Annotated in this window: 17 protein-coding genes; 10 read left to right on the top strand and 7 right to left on the bottom strand. The window is 60.4% G+C overall.

Going from position 1 to position 17411, the window contains the following annotated elements:
• The first annotated feature begins 64 nt into the window (after nucleotides 1-64).
• Nucleotides 65-559, top strand: coding sequence for a winged helix-turn-helix transcriptional regulator (locus tag ACQR0U_RS26665; RefSeq protein WP_315714214.1), 495 nt, complete (start codon nucleotides 65-67; stop codon nucleotides 557-559).
• 103 nt (nucleotides 560-662) lie between these two features.
• Here ACQR0U_RS26665 and ACQR0U_RS26660 read toward each other — a convergent pair whose 3' ends face one another.
• A complete protein-coding gene (locus tag ACQR0U_RS26660) occupies nucleotides 663-1859 on the bottom strand; it encodes an acetyl-CoA C-acyltransferase (protein WP_315714215.1) in 1197 nt (398 codons plus the stop codon).
• A gap of 219 nt (nucleotides 1860-2078) precedes the next feature.
• On the opposite strand from ACQR0U_RS26660, the gene ACQR0U_RS26655 reads away from it, so the two are divergent.
• On the top strand, nucleotides 2079-2699 hold the full coding sequence (locus tag ACQR0U_RS26655; protein WP_316186748.1) for a TetR/AcrR family transcriptional regulator: 621 nt from the start codon (nucleotides 2079-2081) through the stop codon (nucleotides 2697-2699).
• A gap of 49 nt (nucleotides 2700-2748) precedes the next feature.
• Here the strand turns inward: ACQR0U_RS26655 and ACQR0U_RS26650 are convergent, their stop codons facing one another.
• Nucleotides 2749-3843 carry an alkene reductase gene (locus ACQR0U_RS26650; protein ID WP_434842763.1) on the bottom strand — a complete coding sequence of 365 codons (1095 nt, stop codon included), beginning with the start codon at nucleotides 3841-3843 and terminating at the stop codon, nucleotides 2749-2751.
• A gap of 113 nt (nucleotides 3844-3956) precedes the next feature.
• Nucleotides 3957-4742: an oxidoreductase gene (locus ACQR0U_RS26645; RefSeq protein ID WP_434872329.1), complete on the bottom strand. Its 786-nt coding sequence runs from the start codon at nucleotides 4740-4742 to the stop codon at nucleotides 3957-3959.
• Between the two features lie 117 nt (nucleotides 4743-4859).
• On the opposite strand from ACQR0U_RS26645, the gene ACQR0U_RS26640 reads away from it, so the two are divergent.
• Both ACQR0U_RS26640 and ACQR0U_RS26635 read left to right on the top strand, forming a co-directional pair.
• Nucleotides 4860-5450, top strand: a complete 591-nt coding sequence (locus ACQR0U_RS26640) for a TetR/AcrR family transcriptional regulator (RefSeq protein WP_315714219.1) — start codon at nucleotides 4860-4862, stop codon at nucleotides 5448-5450.
• 66 nt (nucleotides 5451-5516) lie between these two features.
• Nucleotides 5517-6551, top strand: a complete 1035-nt coding sequence (locus ACQR0U_RS26635; RefSeq protein ID WP_316169269.1) for an NAD(P)H-binding protein — start codon at nucleotides 5517-5519, stop codon at nucleotides 6549-6551.
• 37 nt (nucleotides 6552-6588) lie between these two features.
• Here the strand turns inward: ACQR0U_RS26635 and ACQR0U_RS26630 are convergent, their stop codons facing one another.
• Together ACQR0U_RS26630 and grxD are read right to left on the bottom strand one after the other, a co-directional pair.
• On the bottom strand, nucleotides 6589-7914 hold the full coding sequence (locus ACQR0U_RS26630; protein WP_434872328.1) for a 4Fe-4S binding protein: 1326 nt from the start codon (nucleotides 7912-7914) through the stop codon (nucleotides 6589-6591).
• Nucleotides 7915-8144: 230 nt separating this feature from the next.
• Nucleotides 8145-8471: a Grx4 family monothiol glutaredoxin gene (grxD, locus tag ACQR0U_RS26625; RefSeq protein WP_315714222.1), complete on the bottom strand. Its 327-nt coding sequence runs from the start codon at nucleotides 8469-8471 to the stop codon at nucleotides 8145-8147.
• Between the two features lie 497 nt (nucleotides 8472-8968).
• On the opposite strand from grxD, the gene ACQR0U_RS26620 reads away from it, so the two are divergent.
• The 5 genes from ACQR0U_RS26620 (at nucleotide 8969) to ACQR0U_RS26600 (ending at nucleotide 14265) form a co-directional block, all read left to right on the top strand.
• Nucleotides 8969-9550, top strand: coding sequence for a 2-hydroxychromene-2-carboxylate isomerase (locus tag ACQR0U_RS26620; protein ID WP_434872327.1), 582 nt, complete (start codon nucleotides 8969-8971; stop codon nucleotides 9548-9550).
• On the top strand, nucleotides 9547-10260 hold the full coding sequence (locus ACQR0U_RS26615) for an SDR family NAD(P)-dependent oxidoreductase (protein ID WP_434872326.1): 714 nt from the start codon (nucleotides 9547-9549) through the stop codon (nucleotides 10258-10260). The genes ACQR0U_RS26620 and ACQR0U_RS26615 overlap by 4 nt, the downstream gene beginning before the upstream one ends.
• Before the next feature lie 145 nt (nucleotides 10261-10405).
• Nucleotides 10406-11575, top strand: coding sequence for an iron-containing alcohol dehydrogenase (locus ACQR0U_RS26610; RefSeq protein WP_434872325.1), 1170 nt, complete (start codon nucleotides 10406-10408; stop codon nucleotides 11573-11575).
• A gap of 145 nt (nucleotides 11576-11720) precedes the next feature.
• The gene (locus ACQR0U_RS26605) at nucleotides 11721-13541 is read left to right on the top strand and encodes an AMP-binding protein (protein ID WP_434872324.1); all 1821 of its coding nucleotides are present in this window, start codon (nucleotides 11721-11723) and stop codon (nucleotides 13539-13541) included.
• 235 nt (nucleotides 13542-13776) lie between these two features.
• The gene (locus tag ACQR0U_RS26600; RefSeq protein ID WP_315750133.1) at nucleotides 13777-14265 is read left to right on the top strand and encodes a MaoC family dehydratase; all 489 of its coding nucleotides are present in this window, start codon (nucleotides 13777-13779) and stop codon (nucleotides 14263-14265) included.
• 155 nt (nucleotides 14266-14420) lie between these two features.
• Here ACQR0U_RS26600 and ACQR0U_RS26595 read toward each other — a convergent pair whose 3' ends face one another.
• Nucleotides 14421-15341 carry an alpha/beta fold hydrolase gene (locus ACQR0U_RS26595; protein WP_434872323.1) on the bottom strand — a complete coding sequence of 307 codons (921 nt, stop codon included), beginning with the start codon at nucleotides 15339-15341 and terminating at the stop codon, nucleotides 14421-14423.
• 124 nt (nucleotides 15342-15465) lie between these two features.
• On the bottom strand, nucleotides 15466-16248 hold the full coding sequence (locus ACQR0U_RS26590; RefSeq protein ID WP_316169260.1) for an SDR family NAD(P)-dependent oxidoreductase: 783 nt from the start codon (nucleotides 16246-16248) through the stop codon (nucleotides 15466-15468).
• A gap of 114 nt (nucleotides 16249-16362) precedes the next feature.
• Here ACQR0U_RS26590 and ACQR0U_RS26585 point away from each other — a divergent pair, with 114 nt between their 5' ends.
• Nucleotides 16363-16917, top strand: a complete 555-nt coding sequence (locus tag ACQR0U_RS26585) for a TetR/AcrR family transcriptional regulator (protein ID WP_434872322.1) — start codon at nucleotides 16363-16365, stop codon at nucleotides 16915-16917.
• Nucleotides 16918-17411: the final 494 nt, after the last annotated feature.

Genomic DNA, 17411 nt, shown 5'->3' with positions numbered 1-17411 from the left:
GCTTGGCGCTTGGATGGCGTCCCGAGCATGATTATTCTGCTGAGAAGTGTTGTTAGGAGGGATGATGCGCTCGAAGGGCTTTGAAGGAATGGCGTGCTCGATCGCCGGCGTATTGAACGCTGTCGGTGACCGCTGGGCCATGCTCATCCTGCGCGATCTGTCACTGGGATTGAGCAGATATGACGAGTTGAGGAAGTCGACCGGCGTCACACATGCCACCCTGTCCGATCGGCTCAAGCATCTCGAAGAAAATGAACTGCTCGAGCGGCGTCGGTATCAGACCGGCCCTGAACGCTACGAATACCTTCTGACCCGAAAGGGCAGGGACATTATCCTGGTGATCCAGGCGCTTGCCCAGGTCGGGGACAAGTGGGCGATTACGGGGGATGCGGGTCCGCCGCTCAAATTCATCAACAAGAACAGCGGACGTCCGGTTAAGCTCGCTCTTGTCGATGACAAGTCGGGAGAATTGGTGCGCATGAGGGATGTCCGGCCGTTGGCCGGACCAGGGGCTGACGACCTTGTTCGGTGGCGGCTCGCCAAGTTCGACCAGCGATGATTCGGATTGCAGAAGGTGGACCGGGGGTGAGCTTCCCGATAGAAAATCGGCAAGCGACACCATGTGGGCCGCTTGCCAAGTTCTTTTTGCGAGCTGGCCTCGACTAGCGAACGATGCGCTGGACGGCGATTGCAGTGGCTTCACCGCCGCCGATGCAGAGTGCGGCGACGCCGCGTTTGAGGTTCTGCGCTTCCAGCGCATGCAGCAGCGTCACGATCAATCGCGCGCCGGTGGCGCCGATCGGGTGGCCGAGCGCGCAGGCGCCACCATGGACGTTGAGCTTTTCGCGGGGAATGCCGAGGTCCTTCTGCGCGGCCATCGCCACCACCGCAAAGGCTTCGTTGATTTCAAACAGGTCGACGTCGCCGACGCTCCAGCCGACCTTGTCCAGGAGCTTGCGGATCGCCGGGATCGGCGCGGTGGTGAACCATTGCGGTTCTTGGCTATGGGTGGCGTGGCCCCTGATTTCCGCCAGCGCCGGCAGTCCCTCGCGATCGACGAGCGAGCGCTTCGCCAGGATCAGGGCGGCGGCTCCGTCCGCGTTCGCCGAGGAGGCGGCAGGCGTGATGGTGCCGTTGGCGCGGAACGCCGCCTTCAAGCCTGGGATCTTGGCAGGGTCTACCTTCAGCGGATGCTCGTCATTGGCGATGACGCGCGGCCCTGCTTTTTCGGCCAGAGTGATCGGTGCGATTTCGGCCTTGAACGCGCCGCTTTCCACGGCCTTGCGTGCTCGGATCAGCGTCTCCATCGCATAGGCGTCTTGGTCCTTGCGGGTGAACTGATAGGCTTCGGCCGTGGCCTCGCCGAAGTCCCCCATCGAACGGCCGGTCTCATAGGCATCTTCCAGGCCGTCCATCAACATGTGGTCGATGATCCGGTCGTGGCCGGCCCGATAGCCGGCGCGCGCCTTTGCCAGCAGATATGGCGCGTTGCTCATGCTCTCCATGCCACCGGACAGCACGATGGCGGCAGAGCCCGCATTGATGATGTCGTGACCGAGCATGGTCGCCTTCATGCCGGAGCCGCAAACCTTGTTGATCGTGGTGGCCCCGGTCGCATCAGGCAGCCGGGCGCCGCGCGCAGCCTGGCGGGCCGGCGCCTGACCCTGGCCGGCCGGCAGCACGTTACCCATAAAGACCTCGTCGATCCGCTCCGGCGCGAGCTTGGCACGCTCCAGCGCTGCCGCGATCGCGTGAGAGCCGAGCTTATGTGCCGAGAGCGGCGACAACTCACCCATGAAACGTCCCAAAGGCGTGCGTACGGCCGAAAGAATGACAACGGGATCGGTGACTGCGGACATGATGAAATCTCCCCGACAAGCGGTGTTGTTTGTATGACGATAATCATATAACTTGGCTCATCTTGCAATGAAATGTTGCGGGGAGGCATGGCGCAAAATCCAGGACTGAAACGCCGTCGCCGATGCTTAGATGTCGGCTGGAATCGGAGCGGCCGGCCATGGGGCGTTTGGCGTCTGATGAGCCGCCCAACAGATCTTCTGCAAATCGGATGAAGCACGATGCGTTACGTGAGAGATCATAAGCGTCAGACCCGCAACCGGATCGTCGAGAATGCCTCCTACGGTCTGCGCAAGAAAGGTGCCGAAGCGCTCAGCGTTGTCGATTTTATGCAGCTCGTTGGTCTGACACATGGCGGCTTCTATAACTATTTCGCGTCCCGTGCGGCTCTCGTTGCTGAAGCAACCGGCTTTGCAATGGATCAGACTATCGAGCGCTGGAAACGGCTGACGAATGGGAGCGCTGTCCCGACGTGCGTTGATGCGATCGTTGCCGATTACCTCAGTCCTCGCCACCGTGACGATCCCACGCACGGTTGCGCGCTTCCGGCGCTCGCCGCCGACATCGGGCGATCAGAAGCGCGGGCACGCCGGAGCTTTGAGCGTAAGCTGGATCAAATGGTCGACGTCCTAGCTGAGCTAAATTCCGGCGCTTCTTCTCAAGAGGCACGCCAGATCGCCACAGGCATCATCTCGACCATGGTAGGTTCAATTCTGCTCGCCCGTGCTGTCAACAGCAAAGCAGCTTCTGACCATATTCTTGGGGCCGGTCGAGAGATCATTGGTGAACTTGGTGCTCGACGGTCCGATCGCGCGGCCAGGAGCTTAGTTCAAAAAAAATGATCGTGATGGCGCCTCTGTTCCACACCGAGGTGCTCGGTGAGGCCCGCTCCTATGTTTTCGCCGGATCTTCGCGCCCCACGTTCTCCGGAGATTTCGGCAGTGTAGGATAGTCGGTATAACCGTGGGCATCCGGACCGTAGAAAGTTTCGGGGCGGGGCTGATTGAGCGGCGCGCCGAGCGCCAAGCGCTTAGGCAGATCCGGATTGGCAATGAATGCCTTTCCGAAGGCAACCGCATCGGCCCAACCCGCATCGAGGACCGCCTGGGCGGTTTCCGCAGTGAAACCTTCATTTGCAATATACTTTCCGCCGAAGGCGGCCTTGAGAGACGGTCCCAAGCTGTCGGGTCCCAAGCGCTCGCGAGCGCAGATGAAGGCGATGCCGCGCCGTCCGAGTTCAGCTGCCACGTATCCGAACGTCGAGGCACGGTCGGAGTCGCCCATGGAATGCACGTCAGCCCGAGGCGCAAGATGCATTCCCACCCGGTCGGGTCCCCATACCGACACTGCAGCATCTGTGGCCTCGAGCAAGAGCCTGGCGCGGCTTTCGATTGAGCCTCCGTACCGATCCGTCCTTTGGTTGGAGCTATCTTGGAGGAATTGGTCCAGCAAATACCCATTCGCGCCGTGGAGCTCCACGCCATCGAAGCCAGCTATCTGGGCAAACTTGGCAGCATTGCGAAATGCTTCGACAACCTCCAAGACTTCTTCTGTCGTAAGCGGGCGCGGCGCGCTGAAAGCCCGTTCCGGACGGACAAGGCTGACGTTGCCTTTCGCGGCGATGGGGCTGGGGCCGACCGGCGCCTGACCATCCAGGAATATTGGATCGGAGATCCGGCCGACGTGCCAGATCTGCATGAAAATCCGCCCCCCACGTGCCTTCACCGCGCGTGTAACGGCTTTCCAGCCCTCGACGTGGTCTGCCGACCAAATGCCGGGAACGCCGGCATAGCCCACTGCCTGAGGCGAAACAGGAACACCTTCTGTGATGATCAGACCCGCCGAAGCCCTTTGCGCGTAATACTCCGCCATGATCGCATTGGGGATCCGGCTCTGGCCTGCGCGTAGCCTGGTCAGCGGGGCCATGATGACCCGGTTCGGCAGATGCAGATCGCCAATAGTTACGGGGTCAAACAGCGACGGCATTTAGCCTCCGGAATACGGTTGCAAGGCGTTCGCGCGAAGTTGTTGATCGGGAGGTTCAAACATCCTGTCGCGGCGATCGTGGAAATCGCTCGCGATCGACTGTTTCGACGGGATCACCCCGGCAGCCCCATCTGCTTGCGAAGGCTTTTGTCGAACATTCCTTCAGGCACAAAACGACGAAGGATGCTCACCTGGCGCGCAACCTTTCCGCAGGTGTATCGCCGACGAGGTGACGGCGTTGTCGCGGCCAAAATCACCTTCTCGGCAACAACCTGGGGACTCTCGGCTGTATTCATCACATCGCGTAGCAGCGCGCTGGCTCGGGTTCGCGCCGACACATATTCCTTCAGGTTTCGGTCGGGAAGCACCATGTTCTGCTCAAACGAGGTGCGCGTATAGGCCGGCTCAAGCAGGCAAACGCGAACGCCAAAGGTCCGCACTTCGTGGTCGAGAGATTCGGAGTAACCCTCGATGGCATGCTTCGTAGAAGAATAGAGGGCGGAAAACGGCACAGGTATCAATCCCAAGACCGAACTAATGTTGATGATCCGTCCGGCTTTTCGATCTCGCATGGTCGGGAGGACCGCATTTGTCATGCGCATCACTCCGAAGACGTTCACGTCGAACAAGGCCTTGGCCTGATCGGCCGAGGATTCTTCGGCCCCGCCCAGCAAGCCGAAGCCTGCGTTGTTCACCAGAACATCGATCCTGCCGGTCGCAGCCAGTACCTTGTCGACGGCCGCTTTCACCGAGGCGTCGTCCGTCACATCGCAGCTTAGCATCTCAGGATCGCTCGCGGCAGCTCGTCGGCTGGTCCCGAACACCCGGAATCCCGCCTCGCGCAATGCTCTTGCGGAGGACAGCCCGATTCCCGTCGAAGCCCCGGTCACGATCGCCACTTTTCCGTCCTGTCGCACAGAAGCTCTCCGTTGACGCAGTTGAACCCTAGGTTAGATTAAGGTATACATATCACATGATTTACATCATACAATAGGCTGTTCGTTCGGAGGGCCTGCATGCGGTATGCCAAGGGGCACAAGGATAGTTCGCACGAGCGGATACTGAAGGTCGCCGCAAGGAAATTCCGGCGCCAAGGCATTGCGGCGACTGGAATGACGGGAATTATGTCCGAGGCGGGCCTTACGAATGGCGGCTTCTATTCTCACTTCGGCTCGAAAAGCGATCTCGTTCGGGAAGGGCTTGAGCGGGCGCTGGACGAGCAGTTGCGGCGACTGAGTGAAGCCGACGTTGTCCCCGGGGAACTGAGCACGCTGATCCGGTCTTACCTGTCTGCGGAGCATCGCGATCGGCCGGACGTTGGATGCGCCTCGGCTGCACTGCTTCCAGAGATCGGTCGCCAACCTCGATCCGTCCGAAAGGCCTACACAGCTAGATTGCGCGAAATATTCGAGCAGCTAAAGAGGCGATTGCCGCGGAAAACGTCCAGCCGCGCCGCGCAAGAGGCCGCAATCGGAATTTTCGCTGTACTCGTCGGCTCTCTCCAGCTTGCTCGTGCCGCCGAAGACTCGTCGATGTCGGATGCGATACTTGCGGCTGGCATTCATGCAGCAAATGCGCTCGCGCTCGTACCTCAACAAGAGCGCTGAGCTTGTCTCGTCCGGCTTTCAGATAATCAGACCAAGTAAACGATCGAGATCAGGGAGGACACGAGTATGAAGAGCAAGGCGCCAATTCTGGTGACGAGCGCCGGTGGACAAACCGGCTCGGTTGGCCGAACCATTGTTCGCGGCCTGCTGCAGCGCGGCCTTCCCGTCCGTGCGTTCGTGCGGAAAAATGACGAGCGGGCGCAGAGTTTGCGCGACATGGGAGCCGAGGTGTTCGTGGGCGATCTCCTAAATCCGCGTGACGTCACGCAGGCCGTCAAGGGTGTGCGGCGCATCTATTTCAGCATGAGCCTGAACCCGTCCTACGCCGATGCCACCATCTTAATGGCCGCAGCGGCCAAGAAGGAAGGAGGCACCGAGATATTCGTCAACATGTCGGACTATGAGCAATGTTACATGACGCTCGAGACCATGTCGGCGCCGGACGCGGAGCGCATCGCCGTGCTGGGCGTGGACGTCCAGTGGTCGCCCCAGCAAAGGGCGCATTGGGCGGGCGAGCGAGCCCTCGATTGGTCAGGCCTGCCGATCGTTCATATCCAGGCGGCGATGTTCGTCGAGAACCCAATCACACTGTGGGTGCCGGCTATGACCATCAAGGAGGACGGCACGATCCGTCTGCCATTCGGCCTGGGAAAGACCGCGCCGGTGGCAACGGCCGACGTCGCTGATGTCTGTATTGAGGTGTTAGCTGACCCAGCCGGCCACGCTGGGAAGTCCTACGAGTTGACGGGGCCGGAACGAAAGGACATGTACGGGTTTGCCGAGGATTACTCGGCGGCGCTCGGTCGAAAGATCGAATACCTGCCGACGACGATGGAAGAGTTTCGGCAACGTATGCGTAAGCTCATGCCTCATATCGCTGAGCATCCTGCGTTGCATCTGGAAAACCTGTGCATGCAAAATGGCGGTGATCGGTATATTGCCGAGGTAACGCAGGACGTCGAGAAGCTGCTCGGCCGGCCGGCCACCACATTCAGGAAGGTCATTGAAAAGGAGGCGTGGCGCTTCGAGAGGGGGACGCCAAACCATCTGCAGCACCGCGAAGTGAAGGATCTGAACCCGACCCGTGTCTTGCAGGCATAGCGGCTTTGCCTCGCTCAAAACTCCGGACCTGAAAGCCCTAGAATGGAAAGCAGCGCATATAGGCGGCGAACAGATCTGCATCGCTTGGAACGATGAGCCGCGACTCGATCGCCTCCGCAAGCTCGAGATCGCGGCTAAGCACTCGGAGCCATGCCTCGCTATCGGCCGTGATCGAAAGCCGGGCGTCGCCGGCATGGGTTCCGGGCGTTACATCCAGAATCTTGTCGTTGATGCGCACTGTCCCTTGGAACGGAGTTTTTCCCGTAAAGGTCCAATGAGTGACCAGATCGAGCTTCTTTGCCTTTCCACGCTGGAAGCCGAGCCTCAGTGTAAAGAGGTACGCCTGAACGCTTCCGATCGGACGTCCTGCGCGCACATGCCGGATCGTCTTATTCGGGAACCGTCGTGGCGCACTCTCCTCGGCGTCCGATCCAGGAATCACGAACAGCGTCTCTTCTTTCTCGAGCAGAGGTTTGACCACATCATTCACATAGGACACCCGGTCATCAAGATATGGTCCGATTACATCCTCGCCAGCCGGGCAGACCGATACGCAATATGCAGCCTTGTACCCGGGCTTGAATGAGAGAGATTGCCAAATGCTCTGAGTCTCGGAAGGGCTCACGCGGGACCTGTAGTCCTTCGCGTCACGCGAGTCCGCAACCTCTTCGACCCATTTGGTAAAGTTTCCGAGAAAATCGTGGTAGTTGTGCGTGAAGCAGGTCTGAAAATCGAAGTACCCATCGTGCTTTATCGCGCCGACGGGGCAAGCTCCGACACATAGTCGGCATTCCAAGCAAGGATTATAGTCGATCGGCTGGTCATAGGCATCGATCTCGTCCGCCAGCAAGATCGTTCCAAGCAGGATGAAGCTGCCAAATTTCGGGTGGATGATGTTGCGATGAATCCCCATGCGACCCAGCCCGGCCTCGACGGCGACCGGCTTGTGCTGCACCATCATGATGCGTGCCTGGTCCATCTCCATGGGAAATGCGGCAACCGAATTGCAGGCCGCGATGCCGTGCTCCGCCAGGGCGCGGACAATTGCGCGCGAAGTCTCGTTCACATGGTCATAGGTTCCATGAAATTCCTCATTAGCCACCGAGCGAGTGGGAGAGCGTACCGGCTCGCGATTCATATGACATGCGATCGCCATCAAGGACTTCGTGCGGCCATAGACCTTTCGGATGTAGTCGACTTGGGGACTGATTGCCGGACGGCCAATCTCGACCAGCCCGACATCGTCCGCTCCACAGCTTATCGCGATCCTCTTGACGAGCTCCGCCGACAGCGGCGCCGCGCCGGTCCGGGCCAGGCTGCGCGACCGAAAGGCCTTTACCGTCGGATGATCCTCAATGGTCAATTTTCGTCTCCTCAGATGCGTCGAGTGTCATTCCGACTGCGAAGCGACCGGCGATTGATGCAACGAAAGAATGCTGAGACTGCCACCAGGCGCTGCCCCATCCTCGATAGCGCTTGGCCCTGCACATCACACGGCAAATGACCAAACATTGCGCGGACGCTCATGTGTTTTCGCGACATCGGCGCCCTCTGATGACGGGGTAGGCCATCGACAGAGAGCCCAGCCGTGGTTCATGATCGCGCCGCTTCCTGCGGCTCCGAGAGAATGGCCTGCAGCTCTCCAGACCGGAACATCTCCGTCACGATATCGCATCCACCCACGAATTCGCCCCGTACATACAGCTGTGGAATGGTCGGCCAGTCCGAGTAGTCCTTGATACCCTGCCGCAACTCCTCCGACTCGTAGATGTTGTGCGATTTGAACGAAACTCCCAGATGATCGAGGATGCGAACTACCTGCGCCGAGAACCCGCAGGCCGGCGACGAGGGCGTACCTTTCATGAACAGGACGATCTCGTTGGACTCCACCTCACTGCGAATGAACTGCGCAACGCTCATGTTGGTCTCTCCATCTGTCCGTCGCATCAGTTCGAATTTAGCACTTAATGGTCGGGCCAGAAAAGAGCGAAATTGCCTTGAAGCCTGCTTGGCCGGCCTCGCGCTAAGGCGCGGTAGCTATTATTTTCCGCAGAGTCCACGAAGGATGCGGTCGATCGGACAGTCGACCATCGCTTGGAGGGATTAGAACGACCGGGCGCTCGATTGGATCGAATATCAATTCTAAAAAGGAATTGACGAGCGCTCTGTGGCAGCTAAAGTCGGGTCAATCACAAGAAGAGACTGATGGCTGTCGTCTGCGCCGAAGCCACTGTTTCAGGAGGGAAAATGGGCGCTCGACCCCAATTTTTGGAATTTGGAGGTTGTCCGCGCATCAGGGGGCGGCAAGCTCAAGGCGACCGGGGCGGTCGAATTCGTCTGGTCCAGACTCAAGGCGTCTTAACAGTCCGTCTTGGCAGGCTCCGCTGCTTCTGCCGGGGAGTTGGATGACGAGCGCAATGACCAGCATCGACTTCTATTTCGACTTTCGCAGTCCTTATTCCTATCTCGCCCACTCTCAGCTCGGCACGCTGGATGCTGAGCTGAGCGACCATCCTGTAGATATCGTCGCAGCCATGAAGCAGGTCGGTAACACGCCGACGGCCTTGACCTGTCCGACCAAAGGCAAATACGCCGGCGCAGATCTACAGCGCCGGGCGAAGAGATACGGCGTACCGCTGAGCCGGCATAAGGACATAAAATCGATCGACGGCCGCAGGCTGCTGCGCGCGGTGCTCGCGGCGGAAGATTGCGGTCTCGCCAAGGAGGTCGTTGCGGCGATCTTTCCGGCGTTCTGGCGACATGGCTTGCCGCTGAGCACAGCCGGGGATCTGGTGCGGATCCTTGAAGCTTCCGGAATACGTGACCCCCAAGTTGCTTCCAGAGCCGATAGCACCGAATTGGATGATCGGTTGACGCAGGGAAATGAAGCAGCGGGAGCGCGCGGCATCTTCGGCGCGCCGACCTTCATCGTGAACGACGAAATGTTTTTCGACAATGACCGCCTTGAATTCATTCGCGAAGCACTGAGGGCAGCATGAGCAAGATTGATGCGCAGCCGCTGGCAATTGTCACCGGAGTCGGACCTGGTACCGGCTCTGCTATCGTCAGGCGGTTCGCGGCCGGAGGGTATCGCGTCGTGATGCTCGCGCGCGACAAGGCGCGCCTGGACGCGCTATCGGCGGAGATTCCGTCGAGTATTCCGATGGCGTGTGACGTCTCGGACTCGGCAGCGCTCGCGCGGGTGCTCGAGGAGATCGACCGGCGGTCCGGCCCGCCGAAGGTCGTTGTCCATAATGCGGTTGGCGGGGCGTTCGGAAAGTTTCAGGAGGTAGGTCCCGAGGTTCTCCGAGCCAATTTCGAGACAAACGTGATGGCACTGCTCCATCTCGCGCGGCACGTCGCGCCCCCAATGATAGCGGCTGGCGGCGGAGCGCTCCTCGTAACGGGCAACACGTCGGCTCTGCGAGGAAAGGCGAACTTCGCGGGTTTTGCGCCGACGAAGGCAGCCCAGCGTATCCTCGCCGAGTCGATCGCGCGCGACCTCGGCCCGCAAGGGATTCACGTGGCTTATCTGGTCATCGATGCGGTCATTGACGTGCCATGGCAGCGGGAGCGAATGAAGGACGCGCCCGACGAGTTCTTCATCAAACCCGCGGCGATCGCCGAGGAAATCTACCACATCGCGCATCAGGACCGCTCGGCGTGGTCTTTCCTCTCGGAAGTGCGACCGTACCGCGAACCCTGGTAGATCCAGGGCGAGCGGTCCGTCGTCGTTCGCGGTGTTGGCGCCGCGCTCCACATCTGAACGTCATCGGGCAGCCCGCCTGACTGATCGGGAGGAAACAGCCAACTCCCGGTTGGTGCGACGACAACCTCTTTTTAGGAGGGAGCCCATGATCAAGGTTGGACTTCATCAATATCCCCCGATGGATCAGGTGATCTTCGGAAAGCCTGCCGGGCAAGCGCTGGCCGAGGAGGCGGAGCGGCTCGACGCGCACAGGGTGTTTCTGATTGCCAGCCATACGTTGAATACGAAAACCGACGAGATCGAAAAGATCCGCAAAGCATTAGGTTCCAGGTATGCGGGGACGTTTGATGGGGTCCCGCAGCACACCACACGTACGTCTGCCGTAGCTGCAGCCGCAAGGGCGGTCGGGGCGGGCGCCGACCTGATCGTGGCCGTCGGCGGTGGTTCCGTCGTCGACGCGGCAAAAATCGTTCTGATGTGCATTGAGCACAAGATCACCGATGAGGGCGGCCTCGACGGGTTTGAAGTAGTCTCGACCCCGGAGGGCCCGCGCCCTGGTCCGTTTCGAGCTCCGAGCGTCAGGATGATCGCCATCCCGAGTACATTGTCCGGCGGCGAATACAACGCCGGTAGCCTCGTTACCGATACACGGCGGAAACTGAAGCAGATCTTTCACCATCCCTTGATGATGCCTCGTTCGATCATCCTCGACCCCGCGATTACGGTTCACACACCTCAAAACTTGTGGCTCGGCTCCGGAACGCGCGCGATGGACCACGGGATCGAAGCCGTCTGCTCGCCGAGAGGCAATCCCCTCGTCGAAAGCGTTTGCCTGCGAGGACTGCGCTATCTCTATGACGGGCTGCTCGCGACAAAAATGAATCCGGACAATCTTGAGGCCCGGCAATCCTGCCAACTCGGGTCGTGGCTGTCCGCCTTCGGGCTGCAGTGTCGGGTTCCGATGGGGGCGAGCCATGCTATCGGACACGTGCTTGGCGGTACATGCGATGTGCCGCATTACTTTTGCACCGCGGTCATGATGCCCAGCGTGCTGGAGTTCAATCGCCCGGATACGGCTGGAGCACAAGACAAGCTCGCCGAAGCTTGGGGAGTGCCGGGGGCGAAAGCAAGCGAGACGTTCGCCGAATTTATACGACAGTTGGAGCTCCCGCGTCGATTGTCTGAAGTTGGCGTGGCCGAGGACAAATTCGATCTGATCGGACGGAACGCGATGCTTTCGGTTTTCACGCGCGCAAACCCGCGTCCGATCAAAGGCCCCGAAGACATCGTTAAGATTCTCCGGATGGCCGCTTAGCGCGTGTCAGCCCGGCGGCCAGGGATGCGGTGGGCCGTACGGTCGGTACAAAGCTCGTCTATTTCAATCGGATAGACCGGCCGAACGGAAGGCGAGCAAATTGCAGAGTGTTCAAGTCGCTCGTGAATGGGAGCGGAGGAAATCCATGACGACGAATGTTGCCGCGCGCGCCACGTCTGACGTCAACTTCGCTCCACGCGAGGTCAGTATCGAAGCGCAACCCGACGGAAGCCTCATCCTGAGGTCGCCGATCAACTTCGTCGAGCCGAGCTGGTCGATCACCGACTTTCTACCCGTATGGGCGATGCAGGAGCCCGATCGCGTCTTTCTGGCGCAACGCGAAGCTGCCGGGTGGCAAAAGATCTCGTATCGGCAGATGTGGCTACGGACTCAGTCCGTAGGTCAGGGGTTGATCGATCGCGGAGCTCAGCCGGGCGACAGGATTGCAATTCTCTCGGGGAATTCGATCGAGCATGCAATCGTCATGTTCGCGGCCATGTCGATCGGGATGGCCGTCGCTCCCATTTCGCCCAACTATACATTGATGCCGGGCGGGCTGTCCCGCTTGACGGACATCGCTCGGCTGCTCAGGCCATCATTTGTATTCGTGCAGGACGGCAGCGCCTTTGCTGCAGCCCGATCAGTTAGTGGGCTGGAGGAGGCGACTTGGATCGCATGCGGTGGATCCGACGGGCTTCTGCCGCTTGAGACCCTGTACGAGGGACGACCAACCTCGGAGTTTCAGCGGCGGTTCGGAAACCTCGATCGTGACGCCATCGCAAAAATTCTGTTCACGTCGGGCTCGACCGGCCTGCCGAAGGGCGTCATCAACACGCATCGCATGATGGCATGCGCCCTCGAAATGGGCAGTCTGCTGGCGCCGGCAAACCAAGCTCCGGTTCAGGTCGAGTGGTTGCCCTGGCATCACACGATGGGGGGCAATGTCATTCTGCAGGGCACCCTGAAGAATGGAGGGACGCTCTACATCGACGACGGACGCCCCGTCCCGCAACTCTTCCATAAGACCATCGCCAACCTGAGGGAAATTTCCCCCACAGCGATGTTCAACGTGCCCGGCGGCTACACGCTCCTGTGTGATGCTCTCGAAGCGGACGAGCATTTCAGAAATACATTCTTCAACCGCATGGAGCGAATGACCTACGCCGGAGCGGCAATTCCGCAGTCCACGCTGGACAAGCTCTATGACCTGTCATTTCGTGCGACCGGCCGCCGCATTCCCGTCATGTCTGGGTACGGCACGACCGAAACGGCGCCAACGATCAGCACGACGCACTGGGCCACCGAGGAACCGGGAGAGGTCGGCCTTCCGGGACCTGGTCTCAGGCTCAAGCTGCTGCCTGCGGGAGATAGTTACGAGGTTCGCGTAAAGGGACCGAACGTCACGCCGGGATATTTCGGCAGATCCGATCTCACGGAAAGTGCATTCGACGAGGAGGGCTACTACCGGGTTGGAGACACCGTGGCTTTCCTCGACCCGGAGCAGCCGCATCTCGGATTGAGATTCACGGGCCGTCTTTCCGAAAACTTCAAGCTCACGAACGGGACCTGGGTGGTTGTCGGGAACCTCAGGGCGACCATCCTCGGCGCAACGCGTGGCGTTCTTCAGGACGTCGTCATTGCGGGCGAAAACCGGGACCAATGCGCGGTTCTTGCCTGGCTAAATCCCAGCCAAGCCAAACAACACGTCTCCGGGCCCGTTGGTGATCTCGAGCGAGATCCAGGCGTGCTGGCATTCCTGAGAGAGTGCTTTCGGGCACACAACGAAACAGTCGGAAGCAGCGAACGAATCCGCTCATTCAAGTTGCTGAAGGAGCTTCCGTCGCTTGCCGCTGGTGAAATCACCGACAAGGCCTATGTAAATCAGCGGGCTGTACTCGGCCACCGGGCGCATAGCGTTGAGGAATTGTATGCCGGGTCACATGCTGAAGATGTGACCTTCATCTGAGTGCCCCGACTTCGCAAGGAGTGCTCCTGGAAGTGAAGGTCCGAGGTGGCGCTGAACCGGCTCTGAGCAAGGTCCCTCCATCTCAGACGTTGTCATCGCGGCGAAGCCATCGGCTGAAGTTGAGACGCTCGTCGGCGCCTGACAGTCGACCTCATCAGAGGAGAGCCGATGGTCGGTGCGGCGCAGACTCGGCTCACGCGGAATAAATCATCGGTCTCTAACGAGGACGAGGGCAATGAAAGGATCGAGCCTGCCTGACATTTCGCCGAAGGAATATGCGGCAATGGTGGGCAAGGAGGTCGGCGTGTCACGCTGGTTCGAGATTGACCAATCTCGCATCGACCAATTCGCCGACATTACGGAGGATTGGCAATTCATCCACATAGATCCGGTAAAGGCCGCCGAGACGCCGTTTGCCGGAACGGTCGCTCACGGCTTCCTGACGCTTTCTTTGCTTGCGCCGATGGCGTTTGACGCGCTTCCGAAGCTTTCGGGGAGAGTCATGGCGGTCAACTACGGTTTCGACAGGATACGATTTATGTCCGCCGTACGATCCGGAGGTCGGGTGCGGGCCAGATTCAAACTTCTGGATATGACGGCTCGCAATCCGAAGGAGGTGGCCACCAAGTTGGAGGTCACTGTCGAGATCGAGGGGGCGCAAAAACCCGCGTTGATCGCCGAATGGCTCGGAGTGGCCTATTTCGCCGAAGCCGTCGTCGTCTAATTCGCCGCGGATACTTCCATCTGCGTCGGGTCGACATAGCGAAGAAGAGCCGCGAACATTATGCTGTGCTCGCAACGTCTGCCGCGGAAGAGAAGGAGCAGTTAGCGGTTATCTCTTTTGTCCAACTGCCCCTCGCTCCGCGGCCTCGAAAATGTTCAGCCCTTGCTGGTGGCCTTGATGAAAGCGCCGATTTGGGCGGAAGCCTCGTCCGGATATTGATGATGCGGCCCGTGCCCGGCTCGCGCATAGGTCGGCAGCTGCCCATTCAACGCATACCAGTTCTCGATCGGGAACACGATGTCGTGGTCGGCTCCCAGGTGCAGGATCGGAACCGACGTCGTCTTCAAGAGCTGCAAAATCTGGTCTGATGGAAACACCGGGTTACGCGGCGTGTTGCCGATCTGCGCCATGGCCCAGTCGGCCGGAACGTCGGGGCTGCGGTCTTTCTTTCGCGCCATGATGCGATCGAACGAGCGCTTTGAAGCCGCCCGGCTGCCTGCGTCCGCAGGTTCGAAGAACACAGTCGTGAACTGCTCCAATGCGATGCCGGGGATTGCCGCGGTATCATAGAAGAGTTGTTCGCCCGTCTTGACCAGCGGGCCCGGAGGTGTCGTGGCCAGCAGAACCACATGAGTTGCCATCGGCCCGGTCATTGCCAGCAAGATCTGCGCGGCGATCCCACCGATCGACCATCCACCGATCGCGACGTCCTTGAGGCCGAGTGCCTCGATGAGATCCTTGCCATCCTTCGCGAGCGACATCGGATTGTAGGATTTTTCGCCAGTCGACTGGCCAAGACCTGAATAGTCGAAGGTTACGACCTGAAAGCCCTGTGCGGCCAATCCGTCGATGAAGGCGGGATCCCAAAGATCGAGGACGCCTCGAAAACGGTTGCACAGGACCAGCGGCTTGCCCGTGCCGACGGATCGATAGGCGAGGCGGCGTCCGCCAACGTCGACGAACTGGGTGGAGGCGGTCGCCGAACTGGCGGCGGCCTGCGCCTTCAGCGGTAGCGCAAGTGCCGCAGCGCCCAGCGCTCCGGCGGTGATCATCGTGCGACGAGATTGAGAGTTCATGTCCGCAATTCCTGATGAGGCAGCATTGAGGCTGCACGCTGGATCGAAGGGATGGCTACGCGTTTCGAGATGAGGAGCGGGAGTACCGATCGGCCGGTATCGCCGGCCGATCGGAGCATTGGGACTAGGCGCTGGCGCGCGCGCGGTAGCGCTCGGCGGGCTGCGCACCCAAACCTGAGGGCAGAACCGCGCGTGCGCCCTCGAACGCCTCCCAGAGGCCCAGGTCCGAAAGGGGCGGTATCGTCACGGCTTCGCGGCGATCGAAGCCGACCAGCGCCGCGTCGACCAGGTCCTCGACGCCCATGAGATTGGGAATTTTCGAGAGATCGGCACCCGCTCGTTCCCAGATTTCGGTCCTGGTTGCCGCCGGTACCACGGCCTGGACGTAGACGCCCTTGGGCCCGACCTCGGCCGCCAGCCCCTGCGAGAACGTGAGCACGTAAGACTTGGTCGCCGAATAAATCCCCGGAAAAAACGCGGGCATGAACGACACCACCGAACCGAGATTGATGATGGCGCCGCTTCCGCGTTTCACCATGCCCCCGATCGCCGCCGAAGCCAGCAGCGTCGGCGCAGTCACATTGAGCTTGAGCAGTTGCTCCATGGCGGCGGGATCCGCCGCCTCGAACGGGCCGAGCAGCGCCGCGCCAGCGTTGTTGACCAGAATCTCGACTGGGCTGCCCGAACGGAGCCGGTTCGCCACCATTTGCAGCTGCGCGGCATCCGTCAAATCCGCTGTCAGGACTTCGACGGCAATCCCGTGCGCCTTGCGCAGTTCCGCGGCCAGGGCCGCCATTCGCTCCGTCGCGCGAGCGACGAGGACGAGGTCATGGCCGCGCGCGGCAAGGCGCCGCGCATAGACGGCGCCGATGCCGCTGGAGGCGCCGGTAATGAGTGCAGTGGACATGTCTTCTTCTCCGTGGGAGGGGCCAATCCGTCCCCAAAATGTAGATGACGATCATCATCTACTTGCAAAGATGACGTTTGTCATCTACATTTTTTGAATTGAGGGAGATCTATTTTGGCGAGAAGCCGGGAGCAGAAGGCGGAGAGCAGGCGGGCGATCGTGAACTCGGCCGCTAAGTTGTTCCGGGAAAAGGGAATTGACGGTGTTACCGTCGCCGAGATCATGGACGCAGCGGGGCTGACGCACGGCGGCTTTCCAAGGCACTTTGCGAGCAAACAGGAGCTCGTGACCGAGGCCCTGGCGGACGTTTTCGAGGCCAGCAGGCGTCAACCCCTGCTGCCGACGGATGTCCGTGGCTTCGCCCGCGCGTATCTGCGGCCAGAACATCGGGATGCGGCGGGGGCGGGATGCGTCTTCGCGGCGCTCGGGCCCGAGATGTCGCGGGCGCCGGCGCCCACACGCCGCGTCCTGACCGAGGAGATGCGACGGCAGATCGAACAATTCACGGCCTCGGCGCCAGGTGACGATCCGCACCAGAAGCGTGTCGCGGCGATCGGCAGTTGGGCAGCGATGATTGGGGCGATGTTGCTCGCGCGCATCTCCGATTCAGAAGAACTGTCGGACGAAATCCTACGGGCGACCCGCGCGTTCCTCGGCGCGGAGCCCTGAGAGCTGGAATTCCCAAAGTGCGGTCATAATCGCCTGTCCAAAGCCGTCGCGCAGATCCTCGCTGGCGAAGCGGGCGGTCAATTCGATACGTGCGCGAAGAGGGCGCAACGCCGAAGATCGCCAAAAGGCGGTCCTGAAGGTGCTCCGGTCTAGTAGGCGCCAAACCTTTCTGTGCGCATCGCAATCGCCTCTGCCGATGTCGGAACGCTTCATGGACCCCTTAGCGCAGAAATCCAACGGCGGCCCGAGCCTCGCCTGGAACGCGGGTCCGAGGCCGGAAGCGATGGTCCAGCATGAGGTGCTGACCGAGCCAGCACCAAGGAGCCTCGTTATGCGTAGGATTGCAGGAAGTATCGTAGGTCCGCCGGCTGTGGGGAAAGGCGGTAGCGCTCCCCCGCGACCACCTTTCCCTGCATTCGCTTCATTCGGCTCGGATACGCCTCTCCGCCAAGCGGTGAGGCTGTGACCGTTTCCATGGGGTCCGGTTTGCTTTC

Source organism: Bradyrhizobium sp. HKCCYLRH3097 (assembly GCF_051167875.1).
Lineage (GTDB): Bacteria > Pseudomonadota > Alphaproteobacteria > Rhizobiales > Xanthobacteraceae > Bradyrhizobium.
The sequence above is the reverse complement of the archived record's forward strand: the minus strand, read 5'-3'. Positions and strand labels throughout refer to the sequence as shown.

Coding starts and splice junctions, on each gene's coding strand:
- ACQR0U_RS26610 (WP_434872325.1), top strand. CDS start 10,406: ATGATCAAGGTTGGACTTCATCAATATCCCCCGATGGATCAGGTGATC.
- ACQR0U_RS26660 (WP_315714215.1), bottom strand. CDS start 1,859: ATGTCCGCAGTCACCGATCCCGTTGTCATTCTTTCGGCCGTACGCACG.
- ACQR0U_RS26640 (WP_315714219.1), top strand. CDS start 4,860: ATGCGGTATGCCAAGGGGCACAAGGATAGTTCGCACGAGCGGATACTG.
- ACQR0U_RS26615 (WP_434872326.1), top strand. CDS start 9,547: ATGAGCAAGATTGATGCGCAGCCGCTGGCAATTGTCACCGGAGTCGGA.
- ACQR0U_RS26665 (WP_315714214.1), top strand. CDS start 65: ATGCGCTCGAAGGGCTTTGAAGGAATGGCGTGCTCGATCGCCGGCGTA.
- ACQR0U_RS26655 (WP_316186748.1), top strand. CDS start 2,079: ATGCGTTACGTGAGAGATCATAAGCGTCAGACCCGCAACCGGATCGTC.
- ACQR0U_RS26635 (WP_316169269.1), top strand. CDS start 5,517: ATGAAGAGCAAGGCGCCAATTCTGGTGACGAGCGCCGGTGGACAAACC.
- grxD (WP_315714222.1), bottom strand. CDS start 8,471: ATGAGCGTTGCGCAGTTCATTCGCAGTGAGGTGGAGTCCAACGAGATC.
- ACQR0U_RS26595 (WP_434872323.1), bottom strand. CDS start 15,341: ATGAACTCTCAATCTCGTCGCACGATGATCACCGCCGGAGCGCTGGGC.
- ACQR0U_RS26620 (WP_434872327.1), top strand. CDS start 8,969: ATGACCAGCATCGACTTCTATTTCGACTTTCGCAGTCCTTATTCCTAT.
- ACQR0U_RS26605 (WP_434872324.1), top strand. CDS start 11,721: ATGACGACGAATGTTGCCGCGCGCGCCACGTCTGACGTCAACTTCGCT.
- ACQR0U_RS26590 (WP_316169260.1), bottom strand. CDS start 16,248: ATGTCCACTGCACTCATTACCGGCGCCTCCAGCGGCATCGGCGCCGTC.
- ACQR0U_RS26600 (WP_315750133.1), top strand. CDS start 13,777: ATGAAAGGATCGAGCCTGCCTGACATTTCGCCGAAGGAATATGCGGCA.
- ACQR0U_RS26650 (WP_434842763.1), bottom strand. CDS start 3,843: ATGCCGTCGCTGTTTGACCCCGTAACTATTGGCGATCTGCATCTGCCG.